Source organism: Bryocella elongata (assembly GCF_900108185.1).
Lineage (GTDB): Bacteria > Acidobacteriota > Terriglobia > Terriglobales > Acidobacteriaceae > Granulicella > Granulicella elongata.
The window spans coordinates 416,833-441,182 of record NZ_FNVA01000005.1 but is presented as its reverse complement, the minus strand read 5'-3'; the positions used below and the strand labels follow the sequence as shown (position 1 = coordinate 441,182).

Annotated in this window: 22 protein-coding genes; 13 read left to right on the top strand and 9 right to left on the bottom strand. The window is 65.2% G+C overall.

The window, feature by feature from the left end; translation table 11 throughout:
• Nucleotides 1–13 precede the first annotated feature (13 nt).
• The 4 genes from C4S68_RS15940 to trmFO all read right to left on the bottom strand — a co-directional run bounded on the left by C4S68_RS15940 (nt 14) and on the right by trmFO (nt 4,826).
• A complete protein-coding gene (locus C4S68_RS15940) occupies nt 14–952 on the bottom strand; it encodes an alpha/beta hydrolase (RefSeq protein ID WP_200821567.1) in 939 nt (312 codons plus the stop codon).
• Nucleotides 953–1,092: 140 nt separating this feature from the next.
• The gene (locus C4S68_RS15935; protein ID WP_103934061.1) at nt 1,093–2,154 is read right to left on the bottom strand and encodes a DUF7544 domain-containing protein; all 1,062 of its coding nucleotides are present in this window, start codon (nt 2,152–2,154) and stop codon (nt 1,093–1,095) included.
• Nucleotides 2,155–2,269: 115 nt separating this feature from the next.
• Nucleotides 2,270–3,355, bottom strand: a complete 1,086-nt coding sequence (locus C4S68_RS15930; RefSeq protein ID WP_146072178.1) for a DUF7544 domain-containing protein — start codon at nt 3,353–3,355, stop codon at nt 2,270–2,272.
• A 16-nt stretch (nt 3,356–3,371) separates the two neighbouring features.
• Nucleotides 3,372–4,826, bottom strand: a complete 1,455-nt coding sequence (gene trmFO, locus C4S68_RS15925; protein ID WP_103934059.1) for a methylenetetrahydrofolate--tRNA-(uracil(54)-C(5))-methyltransferase (FADH(2)-oxidizing) TrmFO — start codon at nt 4,824–4,826, stop codon at nt 3,372–3,374.
• Between the two features lie 49 nt (nt 4,827–4,875).
• Between trmFO and C4S68_RS15920 the strand changes: the two genes are divergently transcribed.
• On the top strand, nt 4,876–5,160 hold the full coding sequence (locus C4S68_RS15920; RefSeq protein WP_103934058.1) for a hypothetical protein: 285 nt from the start codon (nt 4,876–4,878) through the stop codon (nt 5,158–5,160).
• 52 nt (nt 5,161–5,212) lie between these two features.
• Here C4S68_RS15920 and C4S68_RS15915 read toward each other — a convergent pair whose 3' ends face one another.
• The gene (locus C4S68_RS15915) at nt 5,213–5,737 is read right to left on the bottom strand and encodes a GNAT family N-acetyltransferase (RefSeq protein ID WP_103934057.1); all 525 of its coding nucleotides are present in this window, start codon (nt 5,735–5,737) and stop codon (nt 5,213–5,215) included.
• Between the two features lie 73 nt (nt 5,738–5,810).
• Entirely contained in the window at nt 5,811–6,491 is a 681-nt protein-coding gene (locus C4S68_RS15910; RefSeq protein WP_103934056.1) for a hypothetical protein, read from the bottom strand.
• A 95-nt stretch (nt 6,492–6,586) separates the two neighbouring features.
• On the opposite strand from C4S68_RS15910, the gene C4S68_RS15905 reads away from it, so the two are divergent.
• The 10 genes from C4S68_RS15905 (at nt 6,587) to moaC (ending at nt 15,675) form a co-directional block, all read left to right on the top strand.
• Nucleotides 6,587–7,942, top strand: a complete 1,356-nt coding sequence (locus C4S68_RS15905) for a 3-deoxy-D-manno-octulosonic acid transferase (RefSeq protein ID WP_327333763.1) — start codon at nt 6,587–6,589, stop codon at nt 7,940–7,942.
• Nucleotides 7,939–9,024, top strand: a complete 1,086-nt coding sequence (gene lpxK / locus C4S68_RS15900) for a tetraacyldisaccharide 4'-kinase (RefSeq protein ID WP_103934055.1) — start codon at nt 7,939–7,941, stop codon at nt 9,022–9,024. The genes C4S68_RS15905 and lpxK overlap by 4 nt, the downstream gene beginning before the upstream one ends.
• Nucleotides 9,021–10,085, top strand: coding sequence for a lipopolysaccharide heptosyltransferase I (gene waaC, locus C4S68_RS15895; RefSeq protein ID WP_103934054.1), 1,065 nt, complete (start codon nt 9,021–9,023; stop codon nt 10,083–10,085). The genes lpxK and waaC overlap by 4 nt, the downstream gene beginning before the upstream one ends.
• 13 nt (nt 10,086–10,098) lie before the next feature.
• Nucleotides 10,099–10,695, top strand: coding sequence for a methyltransferase family protein (locus C4S68_RS15890; protein WP_103934053.1), 597 nt, complete (start codon nt 10,099–10,101; stop codon nt 10,693–10,695).
• A gap of 63 nt (nt 10,696–10,758) precedes the next feature.
• Nucleotides 10,759–11,586, top strand: a complete 828-nt coding sequence (locus C4S68_RS15885; protein WP_235011639.1) for a DUF3108 domain-containing protein — start codon at nt 10,759–10,761, stop codon at nt 11,584–11,586.
• A 100-nt stretch (nt 11,587–11,686) separates the two neighbouring features.
• Complete coding sequence (locus C4S68_RS15880; protein ID WP_103934052.1) at nt 11,687–11,995, top strand: putative signal transducing protein; 309 nt, start codon at nt 11,687–11,689, stop codon at nt 11,993–11,995.
• A 343-nt stretch (nt 11,996–12,338) separates the two neighbouring features.
• Entirely contained in the window at nt 12,339–13,532 is a 1,194-nt protein-coding gene (locus tag C4S68_RS15875) for a carboxypeptidase-like regulatory domain-containing protein (RefSeq protein WP_103934051.1), read from the top strand.
• Nucleotides 13,533–13,626: 94 nt separating this feature from the next.
• Nucleotides 13,627–14,907: a molybdopterin molybdotransferase MoeA gene (locus C4S68_RS15870; RefSeq protein ID WP_327333774.1), complete on the top strand. Its 1,281-nt coding sequence runs from the start codon at nt 13,627–13,629 to the stop codon at nt 14,905–14,907.
• A 26-nt stretch (nt 14,908–14,933) separates the two neighbouring features.
• Entirely contained in the window at nt 14,934–15,176 is a 243-nt protein-coding gene (locus C4S68_RS15865) for a hypothetical protein (protein WP_103934049.1), read from the top strand.
• A complete protein-coding gene (moaC, locus tag C4S68_RS15860; RefSeq protein ID WP_103934048.1) occupies nt 15,160–15,675 on the top strand; it encodes a cyclic pyranopterin monophosphate synthase MoaC in 516 nt (171 codons plus the stop codon). Before C4S68_RS15865 ends, moaC begins: the two co-directional genes overlap by 17 nt.
• A gap of 145 nt (nt 15,676–15,820) precedes the next feature.
• On the opposite strand, the gene egtD is transcribed toward moaC, so the two are convergent.
• From egtD to C4S68_RS15845, 3 genes are all read right to left on the bottom strand, one after another.
• Complete coding sequence (gene egtD, locus C4S68_RS15855; protein ID WP_103934047.1) at nt 15,821–16,807, bottom strand: L-histidine N(alpha)-methyltransferase; 987 nt, start codon at nt 16,805–16,807, stop codon at nt 15,821–15,823.
• 294 nt (nt 16,808–17,101) lie between these two features.
• Nucleotides 17,102–18,421 carry an ergothioneine biosynthesis protein EgtB gene (gene egtB / locus C4S68_RS15850; RefSeq protein ID WP_103934046.1) on the bottom strand — a complete coding sequence of 440 codons (1,320 nt, stop codon included), beginning with the start codon at nt 18,419–18,421 and terminating at the stop codon, nt 17,102–17,104.
• 220 nt (nt 18,422–18,641) lie between these two features.
• Nucleotides 18,642–19,373 (bottom strand): VIT1/CCC1 transporter family protein, encoded by a 732-nt coding sequence (locus C4S68_RS15845; protein WP_200821566.1) that lies wholly within the window; start codon nt 19,371–19,373, stop codon nt 18,642–18,644.
• 183 nt (nt 19,374–19,556) lie between these two features.
• Between C4S68_RS15845 and C4S68_RS15840 the strand changes: the two genes are divergently transcribed.
• Together C4S68_RS15840 and C4S68_RS15835 are read left to right on the top strand one after the other, a co-directional pair.
• Complete coding sequence (locus tag C4S68_RS15840; RefSeq protein WP_146072177.1) at nt 19,557–20,498, top strand: hypothetical protein; 942 nt, start codon at nt 19,557–19,559, stop codon at nt 20,496–20,498.
• 105 nt (nt 20,499–20,603) lie between these two features.
• Entirely contained in the window at nt 20,604–24,263 is a 3,660-nt protein-coding gene (locus C4S68_RS15835; protein ID WP_235011637.1) for a carboxypeptidase-like regulatory domain-containing protein, read from the top strand.
• The last annotated feature ends 87 nt before the right edge of the window (nt 24,264–24,350 follow it).

The following is a 24,350-nucleotide window of genomic DNA, read 5'->3' as shown; positions in this document are numbered from 1 at the left end:
TTCACGCACAGCGTCAGGGCTTCGCCATCCAGCCGTGGATGCGCATCCATGTAGCCAGTTCCTCGGTCCACGCCTCGACCCCGGGCTTGCCGACCGCGAGTCCCATCCCGTGCGGCCCGTGCTCGAAGAGGTGCATCTCCACTTCGACATGATGCGCGGCGCAGGCCTCGTAGAAGCGGACCGAGTTGATCACCGGCACGGTCTTGTCATCGGTCGTCGCAAACAGGAAGACCGGAGGGGTAGTGTCCTTCACCTGCAGCTCGCTGGAGAACAGAGCCTGCATCTTTGGATCCGCCTCCTTGCCCAGCAGCGAATCATGAGAGCCCATGTGCGTGATCGCCGGATCCATGCTGATCACCGGGTAGGCCAGCGCGGCAAACGCCGGCTTGTCGGAGAGCTTGTCGATCGCGTCCGTCGGGAGCGAGGACGTGTCCGGAAGCGTCTCATCGAAGTGCGTGGCCAGCACCGAGGCGAGATGCCCGCCAGCCGAGAATCCCCACACGCCGATGCGGTCCTCACCGAGGCCAAACTCCGTCGCCCGCGAGCGGATCACACGCATCGCGCGCATGCCGTCCAACAGTGGCGCGGGATAGGTATAGGGGGCCACGCGATAGTGCAGCACGAAGGCCGCGACCCCACGCGCGTTGAGCCACTGCGCGATCAACGTGCCTTCCTTGTTGATCGCCTCGTGCGTGTAACCGCCGCCCGGGATTACCAGCACCCCAGTCTCCGTCGGGTTCTCCGCAGGAAGAAAGACATCGATCGACGGGATGTCGGTGGTGAGGGTCTCGGTGCCGAAGGCTGTACCCTTGGCGAGGGGTGCGGGGCCGTCCCACAGGGGCAGGTTCCGGGCAGGTGCCTGGGCCAGGGCAGCGCCAGGAGCAGCCCCCAGCATCGTGGCGGTAGCCAGCGCTGCCAAGAGGGCAAACCGCGCAAGAGAGGGGCGGGACAACGTTTTCTTCATCAGGGAGGATGATTCACCCAAACCCCAAAGCACGTCAATACGAAGCGCTAAAGTGCACAGGCTGCGCCAGTTTCCTGCGCAGCCTGTGAGTGGAGGCCATTGCCCTGTTTGCATGTCGATTGCAGCCTCTAAGAGGCCGGTGGAGCTGCAAAGCCCGAAGCCGGGACGTACGCAGGCGCCGGAGGCAGCAGCGGCTCAAGATACGCGCCCACCCTGGGATAACGTCCGCCCAGAAAGTACAGCGCATAGGCTTGCAGGAACGTATACAGGTAGCCGAAGAGAATGATCGCCGTGACGACGATCAAGGCGACTGCAACGAGTCCAAGAACTCCCGCACCGGTGTACAGAACGGCATGGCCGGCCACGCCCGAGTGGCGAAGGATCGCCCAGAGCACCGCCCCCGCTCCCCCCAATGGGATCACCACCACCACAGCGAAGATACCCAGCACGAGCCCGCCGGCCATCGCTCCCGCCAGTGACAGCAGGAAGTTCATCAGCAGGAACAGGAAGATATCCACCGGCTCCGCCTGCGCGAGGTTGAAGACCCGCCGCACCGTCTCGCGCAGCGTTGTGCTTTCGAGCGCCATCGATGGCAGCGCGAAGCTCACCAGCAGGCGATACGCCGCTCCCAGCAGAGTTCCCACGACGAACAGCACCATGCCGTAGCCCAGCATTCCCACGAAGAACCCGGCGATCTGCCGAGGGTCTTTCGAAAGGTGAGGTAATGTGCGCAGCATATGCACGAGCATCGGCACCAGCACGGGAGCAAGGGCCAGCAGCACCACCGCCAGGAACGCCAGCTTGAGCGCGATCCAGCGCCACGTCGCCGCGCTGTACCGGCTCCAGATCGGCCCGATCGTCGTATCCCGCCGCAGCACCACCTCGAACAGCACAAACTGCATGCGCGAGCCGACATAGAACAGCACAGCCCATATCACCAGGCCGGCGATCACCAAGGCCACGATGCCAGCCACCAGCGCGGCAACCATCCCCGCAGGCAGGCCGGTATGAGCGCCGTGCATGGGCCCGTTCATATTCTTGTTGCCAGAGAGATTGAAGCCGGCCATCTGGGCCAGCACGGCGACGAGGCCGACCTTCAGCAACAGCCGCCAGCTCCGCGGAGCCCACAACAGGTTGCGCGTGTGATTCCACGCGGGAGAGATCGCATCAATCGCAGAGAGAGGACGCATGCTGCACCTCGAGGAGAGATCGGCCTGCGGGTGTGAGTCTAGTCCAGTCCAGGTCCGAACGCTATCGTACGCATTGTTCTACGCAGAGAGCACGCTCGTGGTTCCGCGCCAAATCCTACTGCGATTCGGATGGAGCGGGCGGCGGCGGAGGAGGCCACATCCCGATGGGAGACCGAAGGGGCTCTGCCGGAGTCGACCGTTCAAGAGCTTCCGCCAGCAACGGATAACGCCCGGCAAGGAAATATGCGGCATACGCCCGGTCAAAGGTCAGCAGGATTCCGACCCCATAGATCATGAAGTAGAACATGCTTCCGTACAAAATCGGTATCCCGATCACCAGCCCGATCACCAGCATCGCGTTATTCCCAACTCCCAGCGCATGCAGCACAACGTAGCCCAGGAGCGCGACGACGGCCACCACCAGGAGCACCAACATCAGGACCAAATTGACCGCCACGCTCAGGCCGATGTAACCGCCAAGGAACAGCACAAACTTCATTGCGATGTAGCCCAGCAGCTGGCCGGGAGACGTTCGGGCAAACACCCAGAGACGGCGGAAGGCCTCAGCAAGTCCGGCATCTTCCAACGCCAGAGGCGGCATGACGAAGTCCGAGAGCAACCCGCCCACAAGCAGCATGATTCCCATGACAAGAAGCAGGCAGAGCTCGAATCCGAAGATTGCGCCGAAGAGGCGCGGATCCGGCGGGTGGCCAGGAGCCAAATTCAATCGGGGAAGGGTTTGCACCATCTTCACGATGATTTCGCCAAATGGCACGGCCACGACCGCGGAGATTGCGGTCCCGACTGCAGCCTTCAGCAGCGACCATCTCCACCGGGCAGGGGCCGTCCGATGCCACGCCGGCGCGACCATCTCGCCACGATGAACCACGATGTCAAAGAACGCCAGCTGCAGGCGGGAAAAGACGAGATACAGCCAGAAGAACAGCGCCGTGAACACCAGGGTACCGACGACCAGAAAGACCCTGAACCCAACGGGGACCCACGGAATCGCCGCGAGGTACAGCAGAGGCCACGGCACAAAAAGTGTCGAAGCGAAGCCCAGGTAGGCGGTCGCGCAGAGCTTCCACGTGCGCCCGACGCGGAACGGCGTAAACAACACATGCCCGGTACGGCGCAGCGCGGGCGAGATGGCCTGGATCGGGTCGAGGGGCAGCATGGACGTGTAGCGGGAGGCTATCACGCCGCCCTGGCGCACGCTACGCCGTCAGCGCTGCGGCACTCCGCTCCAGCCAGACGTCCCAGGCCTCCAGCGCGCGCTCGCACTGAATCCGGTGGCGTACCTTCTTGTCGCGGATCTTCTTGCGCAACTCTTCTTCGAGTGGCACCAGCAGGTCGAAGGTGATGTTGGCCGGCTGGAAGGTCTTCCCCTCGGCGTGGGTGATGTAGTGCGAGAGAGCTCCATTCGCGCTCAACCGCGGCGCAGGCGCAGGCTGCACGCCGCGAGCCAGCGCCGCCGCATATCGCCCGGCAAGCATCCCGCTGGCGATGGACTCCGTATAGCCTTCAACGCCTGAGAGCTGGCCAGCGATCATCACGCCGGGATGCTCGCGCAGCTGCAGCGTCTCCGTCAGCAGCGAGGGAGCATGGATGTACGTGTTGCGGTGGATCTGCCCGTAGCGCGTAAACGTCGCCTTCTCCAGCCCCGGAATGAGCCGCAGCACCTTGTCCTGCGCGCCATACTTCAGCGAGTTCTGGAAGCCCACGATGTTGTAACTGTCCGCGCGCAGGTTCTCCTGCCGCAGCTGGACACAAGCGTAGGGCCAACGGCCGGTTTTGGGGTCGGTGAGACCCGCAGGCTTCATCGGGCCAAAACGCAGCGTGTCGCGCCCGCGGCCTGCAAGGATCTCGATGGGCAGGCAGCCCTCGAAGTACGAGGGTTTAGGAGCAGAGGGTCCAGAGTCCAGGGCCAAGGGTCCAGACTGCGCACGGTTGCCGGCCACAGGGTCGCTGTCTGAGCCCTGGGTCCTGGGCCCTGGCCCCTCTTCGACGCGCTCCCATGACTTATGCGGCACACGCTCAGCCTCGATCAGCGCGTCGATAAAGGCGTTGTACTCATCTTTCGTCATCGGGCAGTTGATGTAGTCCGCCGTGCCCTTGTCCCAGCGCGCAGCCATGTAGACCTTGTCGCGGTCGATGGTGGAAGCATCCACGATGGGCGAGATGGAGTCGTAAAACGCCAGCTGCGACGCGCCTGTAAGCCGCGTCAGCTCGGCCGTCAGCGCAGCGCTTGTCAGCGGCCCGGAGGCAAGGATCGTGATGCGGTCAGGATCGTTCTCTTCGAGCTTCGTAACCTCTTCGCGACGCACCTCGATGTTGGGATGCGCTGCAATCGCTTCTGCCACGCGGCGCGAGAACTCCACGCGGTCCACCGCCAGCGCGTGGCCAGCCGGAACCGCCGTCGCATCGGCCTCACGCAGCAGGAACGAGCCCGCACGCCGCATCTCTTGCTTCAGGAGCCACGGCGCGGTGTTCTCGCTCTCGCTCTTCAGCGAGTTCGAGCACACCAGCTCCGCAAAGTCCGACGTGAGGTGCGCTTCCGTCGAACGATGCGGCCGCATCTCGTACAGCACCACCTTGCAACCCGCCGCAGCCGCCTGCAACGCGGCTTCCGGGCCAGCGAGCCCACCGCCAATTACGTGAATCGTCTTCATCGTTACTATCGTTTCATAACGACTGGCACTTCATCCCCCAGAGGCGCCCATGCAGAAGGAACGGATCGCACCCAAAGCCGGCTCACCCGGCAACGTGTCTGCCGCACTCTCCATGCTCTGTGCGGCTCCCTACCTCATCCTGCGCGTGGCCCAGGCTCCTGACTGGATGGCGCCGGCAGTGATCTGGACCCTCTTCACCGCGCCGTTCTTGGGTCTGGTGCTGGCTCTCATCGCGGTCCGATGGGACAGGCGATGGCTTGTCCTCGCCCTCGCGTGGGGCGCGTTCCTTGCGTACGGCTGGTGGTGGGAGCTGCACCATCCGTTTGATCTGTAACGCCGTTTCATCGCGAAGCCGCTTGATCTATAAGACCGTTTGATGGCAAAGATCAGCTGCTGCGATCCATCCGCGCCATCGCGTGCAGCGCCTCATCCGCCAGCCGCATAATGCGCCACTCCGTCTGCACCCATGCGCCGATGCGTTCATACACCGCAATCGCCGGCGCGTTCCAGTCCAGCACATCCCACTCCAGCCGTGGACAGCCCTCATCCACCGCGATCTTCGCCAGCCGCGCTAGCAGTGTCTTGCCCACACCATGCTTGCGCTTCGCGGGCGTCACGTACAGGTCTTCGAGACGGATGCCATGGTGCCCACGCCAGGTCGAGTAGCTCCAGAAGTACAACGCGAAGCCGACCGGCTCTCCATCGAGCTCGCCGATGAGTGCTGCGAAGCGGGGTCGCGACTCGCCAACAAGTGGTGTCACTCCATCGGCACCGAGTCCCCACCCATCGCGTAGGAGATCAGCCTCGGTGGCAAGCACGGCATCCGGCTCGCGCTCGTACTCGGCGAGCTCGCGGATGAAGCGCAGCATGGTGGGGACGTCGGAAGGCTGTGCGGGGCGGATGTGAATCATGAGTATGCGAGATGGCCTCGTGGCGGCAGAGCTCTTAGCTTCTAGCTAAAAGCTAAGAGCTAATGGCTCGCCTTTAGTGGCTATCCTTCCCTTCCACCGTCGGATGCAACGCTATCTCAAACGTATCCAGCGCCTGCTGCGAGGTCGTCCAGCGCACCTTGCGCAGCTCCAGCGTAGCCTTTTCGAGCACAGGGTGGTCGAGCCCCTGCATGTCGTAGAACAGGTAGCCCGCGACCGTGGAGTGCGCCTTCACCGTCGTCGTCTTGAAGCCGAAGTCATCCAGGTCAGCGAGGATCTTCTTGTCGACGTTCTTGTGCACGGTGATCGGCGGCAGCGGCAAGGGCAGCGGAATCTTCTTGCCCATTGCGTCTTTAAGGCCCACCAGCCTGCGCTGCAGCTCGTCGTCGGTGGCCGCGGGCACGGTCGTGTTGTCTCCGGCGATGAAGTGGATCCGCACATCGTCCAGCGTCAGGTCCTGGTCTGAGTTGTTGGTCACGATCACCCGGATCGGCATCATCTCGCGGTCGTAGTAGTCCACGCGGGTATCGGGCCGCGTCTCCTTCACATCGCCAGGTTCGGCGGCAATCGTCACTTTCTCCAGATCGTGCGTCTCGTGCATGGAGTACTTCGCTGCGTCCTGCGGAGGCACCGGCACACGAGGCTTCTCAGCCTGCACGGCGAGCGGCAGCGCGAACACCAGCGCAGCAAAGGCGAGACCCGGCGCGGCGAAAGTAAGACTCGAGGTGCGAAGCATATCCGATCCATTATCCTTTGGTTGATGTTCGAGAAGCAAAGCGCGCGCCTGCAGGGTGTCTCGCCGCACGCGGACGCCGCGGCAGCGGGGACGCGATGATGCCCGCCTACAGCCTGCTTCTCCTGCTCGCTCTGACGTTGAGCGCCCCGTGGTGGTTGACGCGCATGTTGACCACGCAGCGCTATCGCGAAGGCCTCGCGCAACGCCTCGGGCGCGTTCCCGCCACCCTGCGCGAGTACGCCCGCGGCCACCGCATCGTCTGGCTGCACGCCGTCAGCGTGGGCGAGGTCCTCGCCGCTACGCGACTTGTGGCGGAACTCGACGCCGCGCTCCGCGAGCAGAAGAACGACAGCTTCCGGATCGTCATCTCCACCACCACACGCACCGGCCAGGAGCTTGCCCGGCAGCGATTTGGCGCAGAACGGGTTTTCTACTACCCGCTGGACCTTGCCTTCGCCGTGCGCGCGTACCTGAACGCCCTGATGCCCGACGCCCTAATCCTGATGGAGAGTGAGCTATGGCCGCGCATGCTCGCCGAATGCCATCGCCGCAGCATTCCCGTCAGCGTCGTCAATGCCCGCGTCAGCGACCGGTCCTTTGCCCGGGCGCAGCGATTTCGCGCGATATGGTCGCGATTGCTCGCGAAGGTCACGCTCTTCCTTGCTCAGAGCGAAGAAGACGCTCGCAGGCTCGTCAACCTCGGCGCACGAGCGGATGGGGTGCGGACGAGCGGCAACTTGAAGTACGACGTGCGAGCGCCAAAGCAGAGCAAAGTTGCGGATCTGATCCGGATCGTCGCGAACGGACGGCCAATCGTTGTCGCCGGAAGCACCGTCGCCAGCACCGAGGCGCGAGTTGCCCCGGAGGAAGCACAGGTCGTCGAGAGCTGGATGCGGGGCGCTCTGCCGAGCGATGCCCTGCTCGTGCTCGCACCCCGTCACCCAGAGCGCTTCGAAGAAGCATGGCAGATCGCCTATGACTTCCCATCTCTCCGGGCTACCGACCTTCTCGCTGGGAAGAGTGCGGAAGATACCGTGCAGCGCAATCAAACTGACGGCCACAGCCTGGATGCGCCAGACATTGTGTTGCTCGATACGATCGGCGATCTGGCGGCCGTCTACGAATTAGCCGATGTCGCCTACGTTGGCGGTAGCATGTTCCCCCGAGGCGGCCACAATCCTTTGGAGCCGGCACAATTCGGCGTACCCGTCGTCATGGGCCAATCGTTCGAGAACTTCAGGGATATCGTTGGCAAGATGCGCGAGGTTGACGCGATTCGAATCGTCCGTGACGAGCTGGAACTCGAAGAGGTCTTCCGATATCTCATCGAGCATCGAGACGAAGCCAGGTCCATCGGTGCACGCGGGCGCAGTGTCTTCGAGCAACAGCAGGGCGCCACCGCCCGCACCGTCGATGCCCTGCTCGCACTGCTCTCCGGAGCCTCCCGATGAGCGCCCGTCGCCCCTGGGCGTGGCCCCTGGTGCCCATCTACGCCGCCGCGCTCAAAGCCAAGGACGCCCTGCGCCGCATGGGCCTGCCCGCCACGAAGCGGCTCACCTACCCCGTGCTCAGCGTCGGCAGCATCTCCGCCGGCGGCGCGGGCAAGACGCCGGTCGTGATCACGCTGGCGAAGCTGCTGCGTGCACGCGGCTGGCAGGTCGACATCCTCTCGCGCGGCTACCGCCGCGAGAGCCGCGGCGTGGCCCACGTGGAGCCCACGGCCGACAATGCCGCCGCCATCTACGGAGACGAGCCCGTGCTGCTGGCGGAACGTACAGGGGCTCCTGTCTGGGTCGCCAGCAAGCGCTACGCCGCCGGCCGGGCGGCCGAAGCAGCAATCAAGCCCGCCCCCTACGAGCTGGGTCCATCGACGCGCGCGCTGCATCTGCTCGACGACGGCTTTCAGCACCGCCAGCTCGCGCGCACCCTCGACATGGTGCTGGTCACTGAAGCCGACCTCGACGATGCGCTGCTGCCCGCAGGCAATCGCCGCGAGCCTCTGGCCGCGATTGCACGCGCCGACTTCATCCTGCTGCGCGAGGACGAGCAGGAGCGCATCGAGAAGCGCGTCCGGCTTCTGATGCGTCCGGCAACCCCGCAACGGCCGGCGGCTTTGATCTGGACGCTGCGGCGCAGCCTGCACTTCGCCTCGCCGCTGTTCGTCTTTGGCGCAGGCCTGCGGCCTGTCGCCTTCTGCGCCATCGCGCGACCGGAAGGCTTCGCGGTCATGCTCACGCAGGCGGGCTGCGGCATCGCCGACACCATCTTCTTCCCGGACCATCATCGCTACACGATGCCCGACATCGAGAAGATCATCGAGCTGGCGCAGTCGCTCAAGGCCACGGGGCTCGTGACCACGGAGAAGGACGCCGTCAAGCTCACCCAGCCCATGCGCGAGCGCCTCGCCACCATCGGCGCCATCATGGTTGCCGAGCTCAACGTCGACTTCGTCTACCCGGAGCGCCTGATGCGCGAGGTAGAATCTCGCCTCGCCGACGCCGTCACGCCCCAACCCCAAGGGGCCACGCTGTGAAGATCCTGCTGGTCCGCACGGGCGCGATGGGCGACGTGATCCACGCCCTGCCCGCGGTCGCCGCACTGCGCCGCGCGCGGCCCGACTGGACGCTCGACTGGGTCGTCGACCCGCGCTGGGCCCCGCTGCTTACTGCCGTAGATTCTCCCGGAGCCAATCAGGGCCGCGGCGGTGGACTGGGGCCCGTCGTGGATCACGTCCACCTCGCCGAGACGAAGCTCTGGTCGAAGGCGCCGATTTCGCTCGCAACACTGCGGTCGATCCGCCGGCTTCGCTCCGAACTGCGCTCGAACGCCTACGACCTCGCCGTCGACCTGCAGGGCACGCTCCGCTCAGCCATCATCGGCAGGTTCGCGAACGCGGTAGCCTTCGCCGGGTTCTCCGCCCCACGCGAGCCGCTCGCCGCTCGCCTCTACTCCCAGCGCATCCCCCGCACCGGGGAGCACATCGTCGCCATGAACACGCAGCTGCTCGGCGCGGCCACCGGCGTCGACCTCCAGCCCGAGCCCTTCGCCCTCCCCGTGGAACCCTGGGCCGAGGATTGGGCCGAGCGCGAGGCGGTCCTGCGCCGTCCGCTCGCGCTGCTGGCGGCTGGTGGAGGCTGGGCCGCCAAACATTGGCCCAACGCCCGCTACGGCCGGCTCGCGCAGGAGCTCCAGACCCGCGGCTACGACGTGGTGGTCAACGCGCCCCGTAAGGACGATCCCACCGCCCTCACGGTCGCTTCAGCCAGCCAGGGCGCGGCGCGCACGGTGGTGTGCAATGTCTCCGGACTGATCGCCCTGGTCCGCCGCGTCGACCTGGTGGTCGGAGGCGACACCGGCCCGCTGCATCTCGCTGCAGGGCTTGCAGTTCCCACCGTCGCGCTCTTCGGTCCGACCAGCCCCGAACGCAACGGCCCGTGGGGTCCGGGGCCGAAGATCATCCTGCGCGATGCGGCTTCTCCGACGAGCTACAGGAAGTCCTCCGAGCCCGACCCCGGCCTCGCTCGCATCACCGTCGAGCAGGTACTCGCAGCCGTCACAGAGGTCGCCGCACCCCCGCCCCAGCCGTCAATCTGAGACAATCGACCGAATGAGCTCTTCGCAGTCGAACAAGACCAGCTGGCAGCGGATCGCACGCCGCATCCGCGTCCCCTTGGGGTTCGTGCTGGCGGTGGCGCTCATCCTGCTGGCGCGTCCCAGCTGGCAGTCCCTGCTCCTGAGCCTTCCGCTGACTGCCGCCGGGCTTTGGCTGCGCGGTTATGCCGCCGGCTATGTCAAGAAAAACGCTGAGCTTACGCGTACCGGCCCCTACGCACACACCCGCAATCCGCTGTACCTCGGCTCGATCCTGATCGCCGCCGGCTTCGCCATCGCGGCAGGCCGTTGGCAGATGGTCGTCCTGCTGGTCGGGATGTTCCTCGCCATCTACTGGCCGACGATCCTGAGCGAAGAGACCTTCCTGCGGGCGACCTTCCCGGGGTTTGACGACTACGCCCGGCAGGTTCCGCGTCTCGGCTGGCGGCTCACCCGGCCGCACTTTCCTGACGTCCAACTCAATAGCGGCGGCTTCGACCCTGGGCGTTACCGGCACCACCGTGAGTACAATGCCCTGATAGGCGCGGCTGCCCTGTACGCTGTGCTTGCAATAAGAATGTGGGTCGGCAGCAGCGCCCACTGGCGAGTCTGAGCAAGGCCTTCCGGAGCACTGCCGTCTAAGGCACTGCCTCCACGCAAACAGGAGACCATCACGTTGAAGGCCAGCAAGGTTCTACTCGCCAAGGCAGGGTTGTGCGTTGCCGCCGCAATGGCGCTCGCGCAGGCAGCCCCGGCCGGAGCGCAGTTCCTCGGTGCGCCCAGGACTCCTGCCCCGCAGAAGCCGATTCCCCCTTTGACCGCTCCAGATCCCGCCTTCACCTATCCGCAGCACGAGACCCTCAGCTTCACCGTGGACTGGCGCGTCTTTACCGCCGGGGTCGCGGTCTTCAAGCTCGATCAGGTAGGCAGCGACGTCAGGATCTCGACCACCGCCGACACGGTCGGCGCGGTCAACATGCTCTTCCCTGTGGTCGACCGCTTTCAGTCGGGCTTCGACCTCAAGACGGGCTGCTCCACGGGTTTTCACAAGCAGATCCAGGAAAATCGGCGCAAGATCGCTACCGACCTGACCTTCGACTACGCCCACGGCAGGCAGCTGCAGGACGAGCGCAACCTGGTCAAGGGCACGGCGACCCACAAGGAAGCCAACATCCCCGCGTGCGTCACCGACGACATGTCGGCGATCTTCTACACGCAGTCGCAGACGTTGACGCCGGGCCAGACGGTATCCTTCCCGCTGGCCGATTCCATGCGCACCATCACCGTCGGCATGAAGGTCGAAGCCAAGGAAGAGATCAAGACCCCGGCCGGAACATTCCAGACCGTCCGGGTGCAGGCCACCGCCGATGAAGGCGTCGTGAAGAACCGCGGCTCCATCTGGATCTGGTACACCGACGACGCACGGCACATCCCGGTGCAGATGCAGGCGCGCCTCTTCTTCGGGACGATCACCTTCCACCTGCAGTCCATCGACATCAAGTAAACGTTCGGGCGCAGGCAGGCGATCGAACCGCTGTTTCCTCGTCCTTCGGCCACGTCTCACCTCTCCTTGTCATCCAAGCTCGAAGAACCAGGAGCATGCCATGAGCCTCACCCCCGAAACAACCTCCGATGAGCAACTTGTAACCGTAGGGACCTTTACCGACCTCGCAGGCGCAGGGCTGGCGAAGTCCGCGCTGGAGTCGGCCGGGATTCCCGCCCTGCTCCGCAGCGCCAACGCCAACAGCCTGATGCCCTTCGCCTTCGAGAGCCAGGTGCAGGTGCGGGTTTCCGATGAGTCGGCAGCGCGTGAGCTGCTGGAGTCTGCAGAGGACACACCTCCCACCGAGGCCGAGGTGACAGCCGCGGAAGAGACACAGGAAACTCTTTCGGAAGAGGGCACGGAAGACTGATTCGCGGCGTTTTTGGCGCCGGGGCATCCGGCGTGCGTGCGGAGTTCGCGCAGCCTCCGCGCCCAAGGTTGAATTGGGCGAGCCGTTCCATGTAACTTGATCGTGCTGCTCACCCGGCGCGATTTTGCGGCGTGGTGGGCCGGGTCCGCCTGCTGCAAGCACTGTCAGGCCTTCACCCGGCCAGGACTGCAAGGGTTGTCCGCTGGGCATCTGGACTGGCTTCTGGACCGGGCCACACGCACGCGCAGATGCCGCACCCGGCCGACTCCAGGCCACACATAGAAACCCGGGCCGCCCCAGGCGCCCCGCAAGAGAAGCACCACGCGAGGAAGGTTCACCGACCATGAAGACTCTGAAGGGCAATCTCTGGACCGCGGCCGCTGGCGCCGTTCTGTTCAGCTCGACCTTGTTTGCGCAGGCTCCCGCCGCCTCCACCACCACCGCTCACGGCCACGTGCAGAACGCTGCGGGCCAGCCGATCCCAGGCGTTACGGTCGAGTTCACCAAGGACAAGTCTGTGGCCTACAAGGACGCCAAGATGGCGGCCAAGGTGACGGGCGATGCGAATGGCAACTACACGGCGCCCGGCCTGACGCCCGGCGACTACTTCATGTATGTCTCCCAGGGCGACAAGCACATCGATCAGATCGAAGTGACGATCAAGCCCAACACGCCGGACATGGTCGTCGATGACGACATGACGCGTGCGGATTACATCGCGAAGATGACTCCCGAAGAGAAGAAGCAGATCGAGGAGTTCAAGAAGAAGAACGCCGAGATCATGAAGTCGAACTCGGTGATCGCGAACCTGAACAACACGCTGAAGCAGGTGCGCGCGGACCTCGCGGCGGCTGCCCCGACAAAGGGTGACGTCAGCAAGGACGTCGCTGACATGAAGCAGGCGACCGACCAGAAGCCCGATGAGCCGCTGCTCTGGCTGAACTACGGCGATGCCGCTGCTGCGCAGGGCGACCACCTCGCCGCCGCGGACAAGGCCGCCGGGAAGGTAGCTTCCAGCGATCCCGACACGATGGCGATGTACGACACGGCCGTCACGGCGTACAAGACGGGCATCGACAAGGACGCCGCCAGCAAGAAGCCGCTGCCTGTGCAGGAGGCCGTCGGCTACGGCCAGATGGGCAACGTACTCGCCAAGGAAAACAAGATTCCGGAGGCCACCGCGGCGTACGAGAGCGCTGCCAAGGCTGATCCCACCAAGGCCGGCCTCTACTACAACAACGAAGCCGCTGTGATGCTCAATGCCTCGCAGTCGGAAGCGGCTCTCGCCGCGGCGGAGAAGGCGATCGCCGCCGATCCGAACCGCGCCGATCCCTACTACATCAAGGGCCAGGTGCTGGTGCAGAAGGCAACACTCGACCCGAAGTCGCAGAAGCTCGTCGCGCCTCCGGGCTGCATCGAGGCCTACTCGAAGTACCTTGAGCTGGAACCGAACGGCAAGTTCGCACCCAGCATCAAGGAGGTTCTCGCAGCCTTCGATCAGACCCAGGTCACCAAGTTCGGCGGCAAGAAGAGGTAAGCCCCGTCTCAACTCAAGAGCCCCGGCCAGCGCACGCTGACCGGGGCTTCTCTCTTAAGCTGAAAGCACCCGGGCGGTCGCCCGGAGGAGGAAGATCATCGAACGCGTACTAAGCTTTCCCGATGCTCTGGCGGAGGTTCTGCGCCACGCTCGCACCTTGCCAGCTCCCCTCGAGCGAGAGCGCATCGGCCTGCGCGACGCCGATGGCCGCTTGCTGGCGGAGCCGATCTATGCCGACCGCGATCAGCCGCCGTTCGACCGCTCCACCCGCGACGGTTACGCGGTGCGGGCTGCCGAGTTGTCTGCGGGCACGGCGCTGCACATCATCGGCTCGCTGCGCGCGGGCGAGCTGTGGAGCGGCCCGGCGATTTCGTCGGGCGAGGCACTGGAGATCATGACCGGTGCGCCAGTGCCGGAAGGCGCAGATTGTGTGGCGATGCTCGAGCATGTCCTGCGGAATGGCGATAACCTCTCCGCACAGCCAGCTCGGACCTGGAAGCCCGGCGAGAACATCGTCCCGCGCGGAGCGGAGGCGCACGCGGGCGATGTGGTGCTCCCTTCGGGCCGCACCGTCGGGCCCGCCGAAGTTGCGGTTGCCGCAACCTCGGGCTGCGCCACCCTCGAGGTCTATGCGAGGCCCAGGGTCGCCATCATCGCGACGGGCGACGAACTGGTTGGCATCGCCCAGCAGCCTGAGCCGTGGCAGATTCGCAACTCCAATAGCTGGTCCCTGGCGTCGCTGGTGAGCGCAGCAGGTGGTTCGCCGGAGCGTCTCGCCATCGCGCGGGATGAACTGGACGATCTTCGCGAACGCATTGCACAGGGATCGATGTGGGACCTGCTGGTGCTCTCCGGCGGGGTCTCGATGGGCAAGCATGACCTCGTCGAGCAGGTGCTGACCGAGTGCGGGGCGGAGTTCTTCTTCACCGGCGCGTGGATCCAACCGGGCAAGCCGGTGGTCTTCGGGCGCCTGCCGAAGAGCGGCATCGTGTATCACCCCAGCCGCGCCCGGGAGTTCGAAAACTGGCAGGGCGAGTGGACGTACTTCTTCGGTCTGCCGGGAAACCCAGTCTCGACCGAGGTCTGCTTCCACCTGTTCGTCGCGCCGCTGCTGCGAGCTCTTGGCGGACGTGCGGACCTGGCTCCGGCATTTGTGGAAGCTCGGCTGGCCGAGGACGTGAAGGGTGCAGGGGCTCGCACGCGGTTCCTTCCAGCGCAGCTGACCAGTGCGTGGGACGGCGTCACCGTGAAGCTGGTGCCGTGGCAGGGCTCGGGCGATGTGGCCGCCAGTGCGCGGGCAGGGTGCTTCTGCGTGCTTCCGCCGAGCAGCGAGGCGCTGCGGGCCGGGGATACGGTCCGCGTGCTGCTGCGGTAGCTGCTGGCTGCGATAGCATCAGGTTCATGGCGAAACGAGGCAGAGGCAAGGCGTTCTTCGGCGGGGTCCTGACGGGCATCGGCCTTAGCTGCTACGTCTTTGGCTTCTTCGCGGTGTGGATGATGCAGCACGTCGTGACGGCCGGCGTGAACACATTGCTGATGGTGATTGTTTGCCTGCTGCCGCTGCTGATCATCGGGCCGGGGCTTTGGATGGCGCGAGATCGGGCTGAAAAGGGACGGACGGAGAAGAATGAGCAAGGATCCTGAGGTGCCGCCTGGGGTGCGTCCTGATGCGCCGGAGAAGCTCTCCCACTACGACGAGGCCGGGCAGGCCCACATGGTCGATGTGAGCGCGAAGTCGGCGACGCGGCGCGAGGCCGTGGCGAGGGCTTTCGTGGAGCTGAACGAGTCCGTGCTGGCGGCGCTGCCGGAGAACCCCAAAGGCAATCCGCTGGAGGTGGCTCGCTTTGCCGGGATCATGGCAGCGAAAAAGACTGCTGACCTGATTCCAATGTGCCATCCGCTGCCGTTGAGCTTTGTGGACGTGCAAGCGACGGTCGTTGCCGGGGGCGTGGAGATCCGAGCGACTGCAGCGACGGTCGCGGGCACAGGCGTCGAGATGGAAGCGATGACGGCAGCGTCCGTCGCGGCGCTCACGGTCTATGACATGACCAAGGCGCTGGACAAGGGCATCCGCATCCGCGAAGTTGTGCTCGAGTCGAAGACCGGCGGCAAGAGCGGGGACTACCGCCGGACGGCTGAGTAGCAGAGCAGCGAATAGCCTCTGATGCCGTATTCTCGCGCGGGCTGGATGAGGTCGAGGTGCGTTGCGCTCCATCGCGGTTTTTCGACTTCGTCAGACGCGACGAGCGCGTCAGACCTCGCTCAGGATGACGCTTTCTCTGGACCGATCAGGCCACGCGGGCGAGGGTCACGGCGAACCATTGCCTGGGATCGTTCCAGGTGCGGGAGACGGTGAAGCCTGCCTCCTGGAAGAGTGCCTGCAGGGAGTCCGCGGAGAACTTGTGGCTGTTTTCGGTGTGGATGGTCTCTCCGGCGGCGAAGCGGATGGTCTGGCCTGCGATGTGGACGGTCTGTTCGCAGAGACTTTCGAGGTGCATCTCGATGCGGCTTGCGGCTTCATTCCAGCGCGCCACGTGGGAGAAGGAATCGAGGTGGAAGTTGGCATCGAGCTCGCGGTTGAGGCGGACGAGGACGTTGCGATTGAACTCCGCCGTCACCCCTTCGGCGTCGTCGTAGGCTGCCTCCAGCTGCGCGATGGTCTTGCCAAAGCCGGGGCGGAGGTCCGTACCGAGCAGCAGGCCATCGCCGGGCTGGAGCTGCGAGCGGAGGTTGCTGAGGATCTCGATGGCCTCATGCGGGGCGAAGTTGCCGATGCTGGAGCCGATGTAGAGCGCCATGACTCGACAGGCGCCCTCCTGCGTGAGGTCGCGCTCGATGGTGTAGCCGTCGGTGATGTAATTAGCGACGAGCGGCCTGATGCGCACAGTCGGAACCTTCTCGCGGAGGCTGACGGAAGCTTCTTCAAGTGCAGAGGAGCTGACGTCGATGGGCTGGTAGAGGACGCCGTTCTGCTGATGCGAGGCCGCGCAAAGGAGCAGCCCGGTCTTGGTGCTGGTGCCGGCGCCGAGCTCGACGAAGCTGACGGGGCCACCGAGCGACGCGACGATCTGCTTTGCGTTGACGGCGAAGATCTCGCGCTCGGTGCGGGTGAGGTAGTACTCGTCGAGGCGCGTGATGTCTTCGAAAAGCCGGGAGCCGCGCTCATCGTAGAAGAGCCAGGGGGAGAGGGTCTTCTGCTGGCCGGGAGCGACACACAGGCCCTTGAGGGCTTCGTTACGAACGGATTCCTGCAGGGAGTCGGTGATCTGGATCATGATTCGTCCGCGCCTCTTCGCGCTGGTGGTGCCTTCGGGTTTACGGGCTGGCTTCGGGCTTGGATGCAAGCGGGCGGGCGAGAAGATCACTCATTGCGTGAAAAGGCTCGAAAGCCCTCTATCGAGGGGTTACGTGTGTAGCCGAAATGTCTACTTTCGGAAGTCACATTGGGATCGTCGATCAAAGAAGACTGATTGAGTTTCGAGCTGCCAGTTTCGCGTTGCGAGTTGCCAGTTGCGCTACCCGGGGAAGCAGATCTTGTCCGAGGATGACAACACGAAAGCCAGCAGTGTCTAGCCTGGACCGTCCTGGGCGAGGCGGAGGCCGCTGAACTGCCAGCGGATGGAAGGCTGGAAGAAGTTGCGATAGGTCGCGCGGATGTGGGTCTGGGGTGTCGCGCAGGACCCGCCGCGGAGGATCATCTGCGAGCTCATGAACTTGCCGTTGTACTCCCCGAGAGCGCCGGGAAGCGGCTTGTAGCCGGGATAGCCGGTGTAGGGCGAAGCCGTCCACTCCCACACGTCGCCGAAGAGCTGCTGCGGCTGGCCGAGGTCCGCACTCGCGGTCGCGGGGTGCAGGTAGCCTGACTCGAGGAGATTGCCGGCCGGGTGACATCGCGCCGCAACGTACTCCCATTCGAACTCGGTGGGCAGACGGTGACCGCTCCAGCGGGCAAAGGCGTCGGCCTCGAAGTAGGAGAGGTGGCAGACGGGCGTCTCGCTCAGCTCCGCCAGGTCGCGGAAGCCGCTGAGCGTGAAGACGCTCCAGCCGGACTTCGCCTCGGCGTCGCGACGCCAGTACATCGGAGCGGTCCAGCCCTGGTCGCGCATGGTGTCCCAGCCCTCGGAGAGCCAAAGCTCCGGGCGCTCATAGCCGCTGTCCTCCATGAAGGCCAGGTACTCTGCGCAGGTGACCAGGCGCGAAGCAAGGCGGAAGGGCTCGAGATACACCTTGTGGCGCGGCGTCTCGTTGTCGAAGGCGAAGCTGGTGAGCGCAGCCGGATCGGGCGTCACCCCAATCTCGACGATCCCGGGAGCAAGGCCGGCGACCTCCGGCGTATAGCTGAGCCATTCCAGCGGAGGCGAGATACGCTCCTCATGCTCCGTCGGGCTTTCTAGGCGATAGGCCGGGTGCAGCGGGTTGGTGAAGAAGGCGTTCTTCACGTCCGTGACGGCCAGTTCGAGATGCTGATACTCGTGCTCGAGGCCGAGGACGATGCGGCGCATGGCCTCGTCCTCCGGCGTCTGCTCGAGGAGCTGGGCGATGCCGGCGTCGACGTGCTGGCGGTAGGCGAGGATTTCGTCCAATGGGGGCCGTGAGAACGAGGCGCGGAGCTTCTTCGCGGGCATCTCGCCGAGCGCCTTGTAGTAGCTGTTGAAGAGCCAGCGGAAGTCGGGATTGAAGGGCTTGTACTGCGCGACGAAGTCGGAGAGGACGAAGGTCTCGAAGAACCAGGAGGTGTGGGCAAGATGCCACTTGACGGGCGAGGCCTCGGCGCAGGATTGCACCATCATGTCCTCCGGCGTGAGGCGCGAGGCGAAGTCCATGGTGGCCTGGCGAACGGAGCGAAAGCGCTCGAGGAGCGAAGCGGCGACCGGCTGCTGAGTCAGCATGCGAAGAATCTCCAATCGGCGGTGGGATGCTCCGCTGGCACGAGTTGTTGCTCTTGCTCGTGGCCACGATGCGTTGTCCCTGTTGCTGTGGTTTGGATGCCGTGTTTGCCTTACGGTTACGAGGAATTAGACAACGCCCGGATGTCTGCTGACACAGGAAAGCGTAGTTCCTGACACCTTGGTATCGGTTGGCGTCGAGCGGCGAGCCCGCGAGCTGCCATTATGCGCCGTGGCTGTTGAGCAAACGTGCCAGGACGAAGGCCACGGAGGCGGCGAGGCCGCCGATCAGCACCGTCTGCACCGCGCTGCGCAGGATGTGCGAACCCAGGAGACGGCCCTTGAGGCCACCGAAGATCGCGAGAGCGATCAGGGTGATGACGACGGAGGTCTGGAGGGCAGCGGTCATGCTGCCGAGGAGGAGATAGGGCGCGAGCGGGATGGCGCCCCCTGCAATGTAGCTGGCGGCGATGGTGGCGGCGGAACGCCACGCCCGGCCCTTCTCCTGCTCCTCCAGGCCGAGCTCGAAGCGCATCATGAAGTCGACGTAGGCTTTGGGATTGGCCTGGAGCGAGCGAAGGACGGGGGTCGCGGCGGCGTGCGGGACACCGTACTTCTCGAAGATCTCATAGATCTCGTCAGCTTCGTCGCCGGGCTGCTCGACGACCTCGCGCTGTTCGCGGCGAAGCTCGGAGGCGTAGTGCTCGGCGTCGCCACGCGCAGCGAGGAATCCTCCGAGGCCCATGGCGATGGAGCCGGCCGCGATCTCGGCGAGTCCGGCGACGACGACGAGGCGCGGAGAGGAGACGGCCCCGGCGAGGCCGGCAGCGAGCGCGGAGGGGACGGTGAGTCCGTCGGCGAGGCCGATGACGATGTCGCGGACGGTGTCCGAGGACTGGAAGTGGTGCTCGTGGTGCTGGTTGGGGGAGATGGCGTTGGCGAGGGACTCGGGCATGAGGCGAGTGTAAGACGGTCGCGGTAGGGCGGCCAGCCTACGGCGATGAAATCACTAGGCCGGGTGGTTAGCTCCCCGCGTTGAGGTGCAGCGTCGGAAGATCGGGAGGCTTTACAAATTGTTACCCCCAGGGCCGCGTCTTCCGGCGGACAATGGCGTCTACCCGTGCAGAAGGTCACTCCTATGTCGAATATGTCGAAGACGATTCAGACGCGCTTGATCGCAGCCAGCCGCAGCCTTGCGGTCGCCGCTCTTACCCTGGGCCTGCTGGCCGTTGCACTTCCCTGCCGCGCGCAGGATGCGGGACAAGATGCCGCCGCCGGAGGCGGGCGCCGGTATGGCGGCGGGCAGGGCGGACCGTATGCCGGCATGCAGCGCGCTGCGGGCGAGGTGGTGTCGGTCTCCGGGGCGAACATCACGGTGAAGACCGAGGACGGCAGCACCTTGACGATCGTGACGACGGACAACACCCGCGTGATGAAGGGTGGAGGCCGGATGGGGATGGGCCGTCAGGGTGGCGGCGAGAGCGCCCGGCCGGCAGGCGCGGCCGATGGCGCCGGCCGAGGAACCATGATGACCGAGGCCAAGGTGGGCGACCTGAAGCCGGGCGACGGTGTGACCGCGATGGGCAACCTCGACGCTCCCAACAAGGCGCTGCATGCGGCGCTGGTGATGGTGGTGGACGCGGCCACCGTAAAGGCGTTGAAGGAGAACCTGGGCAAGACCTACATCACGGGCCGGGTGACGGCGATCGACCTGGACAACGCGAAGCTGACGGTGGAGCGGCCGGACAAGGTGTCGCAAACGATCGGGCTGGATGAGTCGACGAGCTTTCGGCGGGGACGCCCGGGACGCGGCGGCGCCGGCGGGATAAACGCGGGCGGCATGCAGCCCAGCGGCGCGCAGGGCGCTGCGCCGGCGGACGCAGGCGAGAGCATCACGCTGGCGGATGTGAAGGTGGGCGACCAGGTGGCGGGTCAGGGTGAGTTGAAGAGCGGAACGTTTGTGCCCAAGCAGCTGGTGGTGATGACTCCGGGCCAGGGCGGAGGACGGCGTCGGAACGGGGCCGAGGGCGCTCCTGCCGGGGCTGGGGCGGGGAGTGCTCCACCGCCTCCCGGGATGTAACGGACGGCTGAGGGCTATTCGGACCGGCTGGTGGATTCAAGCGCATTGACGAAGAGATTTCTGGCTCCAACCACTGGCCTGAGGGCTGGTACGGGAGAGGTGTTCTTGCCAAGTACGCACAAACTCGTTCGCGCCGGAGCGCTGGCCCTTGCGGCCGGAGCCGCAGCCTGCGCGCAGGTGGTCCCGGCAGCGCCGCAGGCAGCGGCAGCGGCACAAGCTCCTGCCGCGGCGGCGCAGAATCCGGCGGCAGCGCAGTCCCCCGCCCCCGCGCAGGGCGGCACGATCCGCGGCAAGGTAGTGGCGGGGACGACGGGCAGGCCGGGCGGCATTCCGCTGCCGGGCGTGAGCGTGACGGCGACGAACACGCTCACCGGGCGCAAGTACACCTCGGCGACGGACGTGGACGGCAACTACGAGATGAAGATTCCGCGCAACGGCCGCTACGTGGTGAAGGCTGAGCTGACCGGCTTCACCACGCCCACGCAGGAGGTAGTGCTGACCGGCGTGGAGGCGCAGGCGGCGACGCAGGGCATCGTGATTGCGGCCAAGGCGACGGACTTTGGGCTGGAGCTGGCGAGCCGGGCTGCGGCGGCCGAAGCAGCGCAGACACGCGCCACGGCGCGCACGGGCAACGGAACGCAGTCTCTGGCGCTGGCGCAGGGCGATACGGATGTGACGGACGCGAGCTCGGGAGCAGGCAATGCGGGAGCAGCGCTGCCGTCCCTGTCGGGGCTTTCGGACAGCGTGACCGGGCCGGGAGCCGCGGCAGCGGACGATGCGATCGCGGTGAACGGGCAGGCGGGACAGACCAACGCACTGGCCGGAGTAAGCGAAGACGATATGCGCGACCGCATTCAGAACGCGATGGATAACGCTCGCCAAAACGGAATGCTGCCTCCGGGTGTGGATGCGAACCAGATCGTCGCCGGAGTGATGGGCGGCATGATGGGCGGCGGAGGCTTTGGCGGCCCGGGTGGCGGTGGTCCCGGCGGGGGTGGAGGACGCGGTGGACGTGGCGGCGGAGGTGGTGGCGGGTTTGGCAACTTCCGCAACTTCAACCCGGCGCAGCCACACGGCAGCTTGCAGTACCAGGGCGCGGACTCTGCGCTGAACTCGTCGGCGTGGTCGCCGACGCAGACCTCGGTGCCGAAGCCGCCGGGGTTCCAGAACAACTTCAACGTGACGCTGGCAGCCTCGCCGTATATCCCGGGGCTGACGAAGCCGAACACGAAGCAGTTCATGTTCCTGAACATCTCCGGCAAGAAGAACCTGACGCCGGAGGTCTTCAACGGGATTGTGCCGACGGCGGCGGAGCGTGCGGGCGACTTCTCTGCCTCGACGCTGCGGGGTGGAAGCTCCGCGCAGCCGGTGACGCTGTATAACCCGACGACAAACGGCGCAACGACGATCCCGAACAACTGCCTGGTGGCGCTGTGCGGAGCGAACGCCGGCGCGGGACTCACGCTCTCTCCGCAGGCGGTGGCGCTGCTGAACTACTATCCGCTGCCCAACATTGCGCCGAACTCCGTGGGCCAGAACTACCAGACGGTGACCAACCAGGCGACGAACAGCATCGCGATCAACACGCGGTATGTGCGGACGCTGGGACAGGCGACGAATACGCCGTTCGGGCGCTTTGGTGGCGGTGGTGGAGGCCGCGGCAATGGCGGTGGTGGCAATGGCCGCAACGGGCAGCAGAACCAGAAGCCGACGCTGCGGCAGAACATCAACGTCGCCTACAACTACTCGCACTCAGCCAACGATGTGCGGCAGATCTTTGTGCCGCTTGGCGGAGCGACTTCGAGCGATGGCAACGGGCTGAACGTGGGCTACACGATCAGCTATGGCAGGCTCTCCAACAACGCGAGCGTGAACTGGAACCGGCTGTCGTCGGAGACGCACAACTACTTTACGAACACGGCGAACAATCCGAGCGCGACGGCGGGCATCACGGTGCCGAACAATGCTTCGGGGTTTGCGAATCCACGGTTCTACAACGGCCTGCCGTCGATCGGGCTCTCGGGCTTTACGGGGCTTTCGAACACGACGCCGACACAGAGCATTCAACAGACGATTGCGTTCTCCGACTTCGTCGCGTGGCGGCATGCGAAGCACAACTTCCGCTTCGGGCTGGACGTGCGGCGGGTGCACGCGGACACGGCGGGCGGCAACACTCCGCTGGGCAGCTTCAGCTTTACGGGCTATGCAACGGCGAGCGCAGCCGACCGCAGCGCGGGCTCGGCCGGTGAGGCGGGCGGCAGCGGCGATGCGTTCGCGGACTTCCTGCTGGGATCGCCGCAGACGACATCGATCCAGGCGAACCTCTACAAGACCTACCTGCGCGAGAACGTCTACGACTGGTACGTGATGGACGACTGGCGGTTGAGCTCGCACATCACGGTGAATGCGGCGGTGCGGTATGAGTACTTCGGGCCGTACACGGAGAAGAACAACCGGCTGGTGAACCTGGACCACGATGCGGGACTCAAGAACTTCGATGTGGTGCTGCCGGGAGCGAATGGCACCTATGGCGGCAAGTATCCCTCGAGCCTGGTGAACCCGGACCGTACGATGTATGCGCCGCGCATTGGCGTCGCGTACCGGCTTCCCAATAAGGGGCTGACCAAGCAGGCCGTGCTGCGCGGGGGCTACGGCATCAACTACAACACCGGGCAGTATGCGGTGTTTGCGCAGAAGCTGAGCGGACAGCCGCCGTTCGCGGTGACGCAGACCAACACGCTGAGCAACTCACCGAACATCACGCTGGCCAACGGCTTCCCGACGACGAGCACGGTGATCGAGAACAACTGGGCGGTGGACAAGAACTACCGGCTGGGCATGGTGCAGCTGTACAACCTGAACCTGCAGAAGACTGTGGGGATGGGAATCGTGCTGAACGTGGGCTACAACGGCACGAAGGCCTCCAACCTGGATGTGGTGGGTTCGCCCAATGGTGTGCCGACGAGCGTGGCCGCGAGCGGCAACCTGCTGCCGGCGTTCGCTCCGTTCGACTATGAAGAGTCGGCAGCGTGGGCGCACTCCAACCAGCTGGTGGTGAGCGCGCAGAAGCGGATGCAGAAGGGGATCGCGCTGGGAGCGACGTACACATACATGCACGCGATCGACAATGCGAGCGGCGTGGGCGGAGCGGTGGGCGCGCCGGTGCAGAACCTCTTCAACCTGGCAGCGGAGGAAGGCAACTCGAGCTTCGACCAGCGGCATAACCTGTCGGGCAACTATGTGCTGGAGCTGCCGTTCGGACCGAACCGCGCGTTCTTCAACAAGGGCGGCAAGGTGGCGTACATCCTGGATGGGTGGAACCTGAGCGGAAGCTTTGTGTTTGCGAGCGGGACCTACTACACGCCGCAGTATGCGCAGAGCTCGGTGACGGCGCTGAGCGGCAACGTGTACATCCAGCGGCCGAACCGGGTGCAGGGGCAATCGACCAAGGGCGCGGGCACGGTGAAGCAGTGGTTCAACACGGCGGCCTTCACGGCCCCGCTGGTGAACGGGCTGACGGTGTACGGCACGGCATCCCCGGGTTCGATTGAAGGCCCGGGGACGCTGACTCTGAACTCGTCGCTGTCGAGGACGTTCACGCTGGGCAGCACGCGGTCGCTGGAGTCGAGGCTGACGGTGAGCAATCCGTTCAACACGGTGCAGTACAGCGGGATCAGCACGTCGTTGAACTCGAACAACTATGGTCAGGTGACGAGCGCTGCGGGGATGCGGTCGATCACATACCAGATGCGGTATCGGTTCTAAGGACGTTGCAAGTTGTCAGTTGTCAGTTCTTCGTTCTTCGTTGTTGGGTGTTGGGTGTTGGGTGTTGGGAGCGAATGGTGGCGCGAT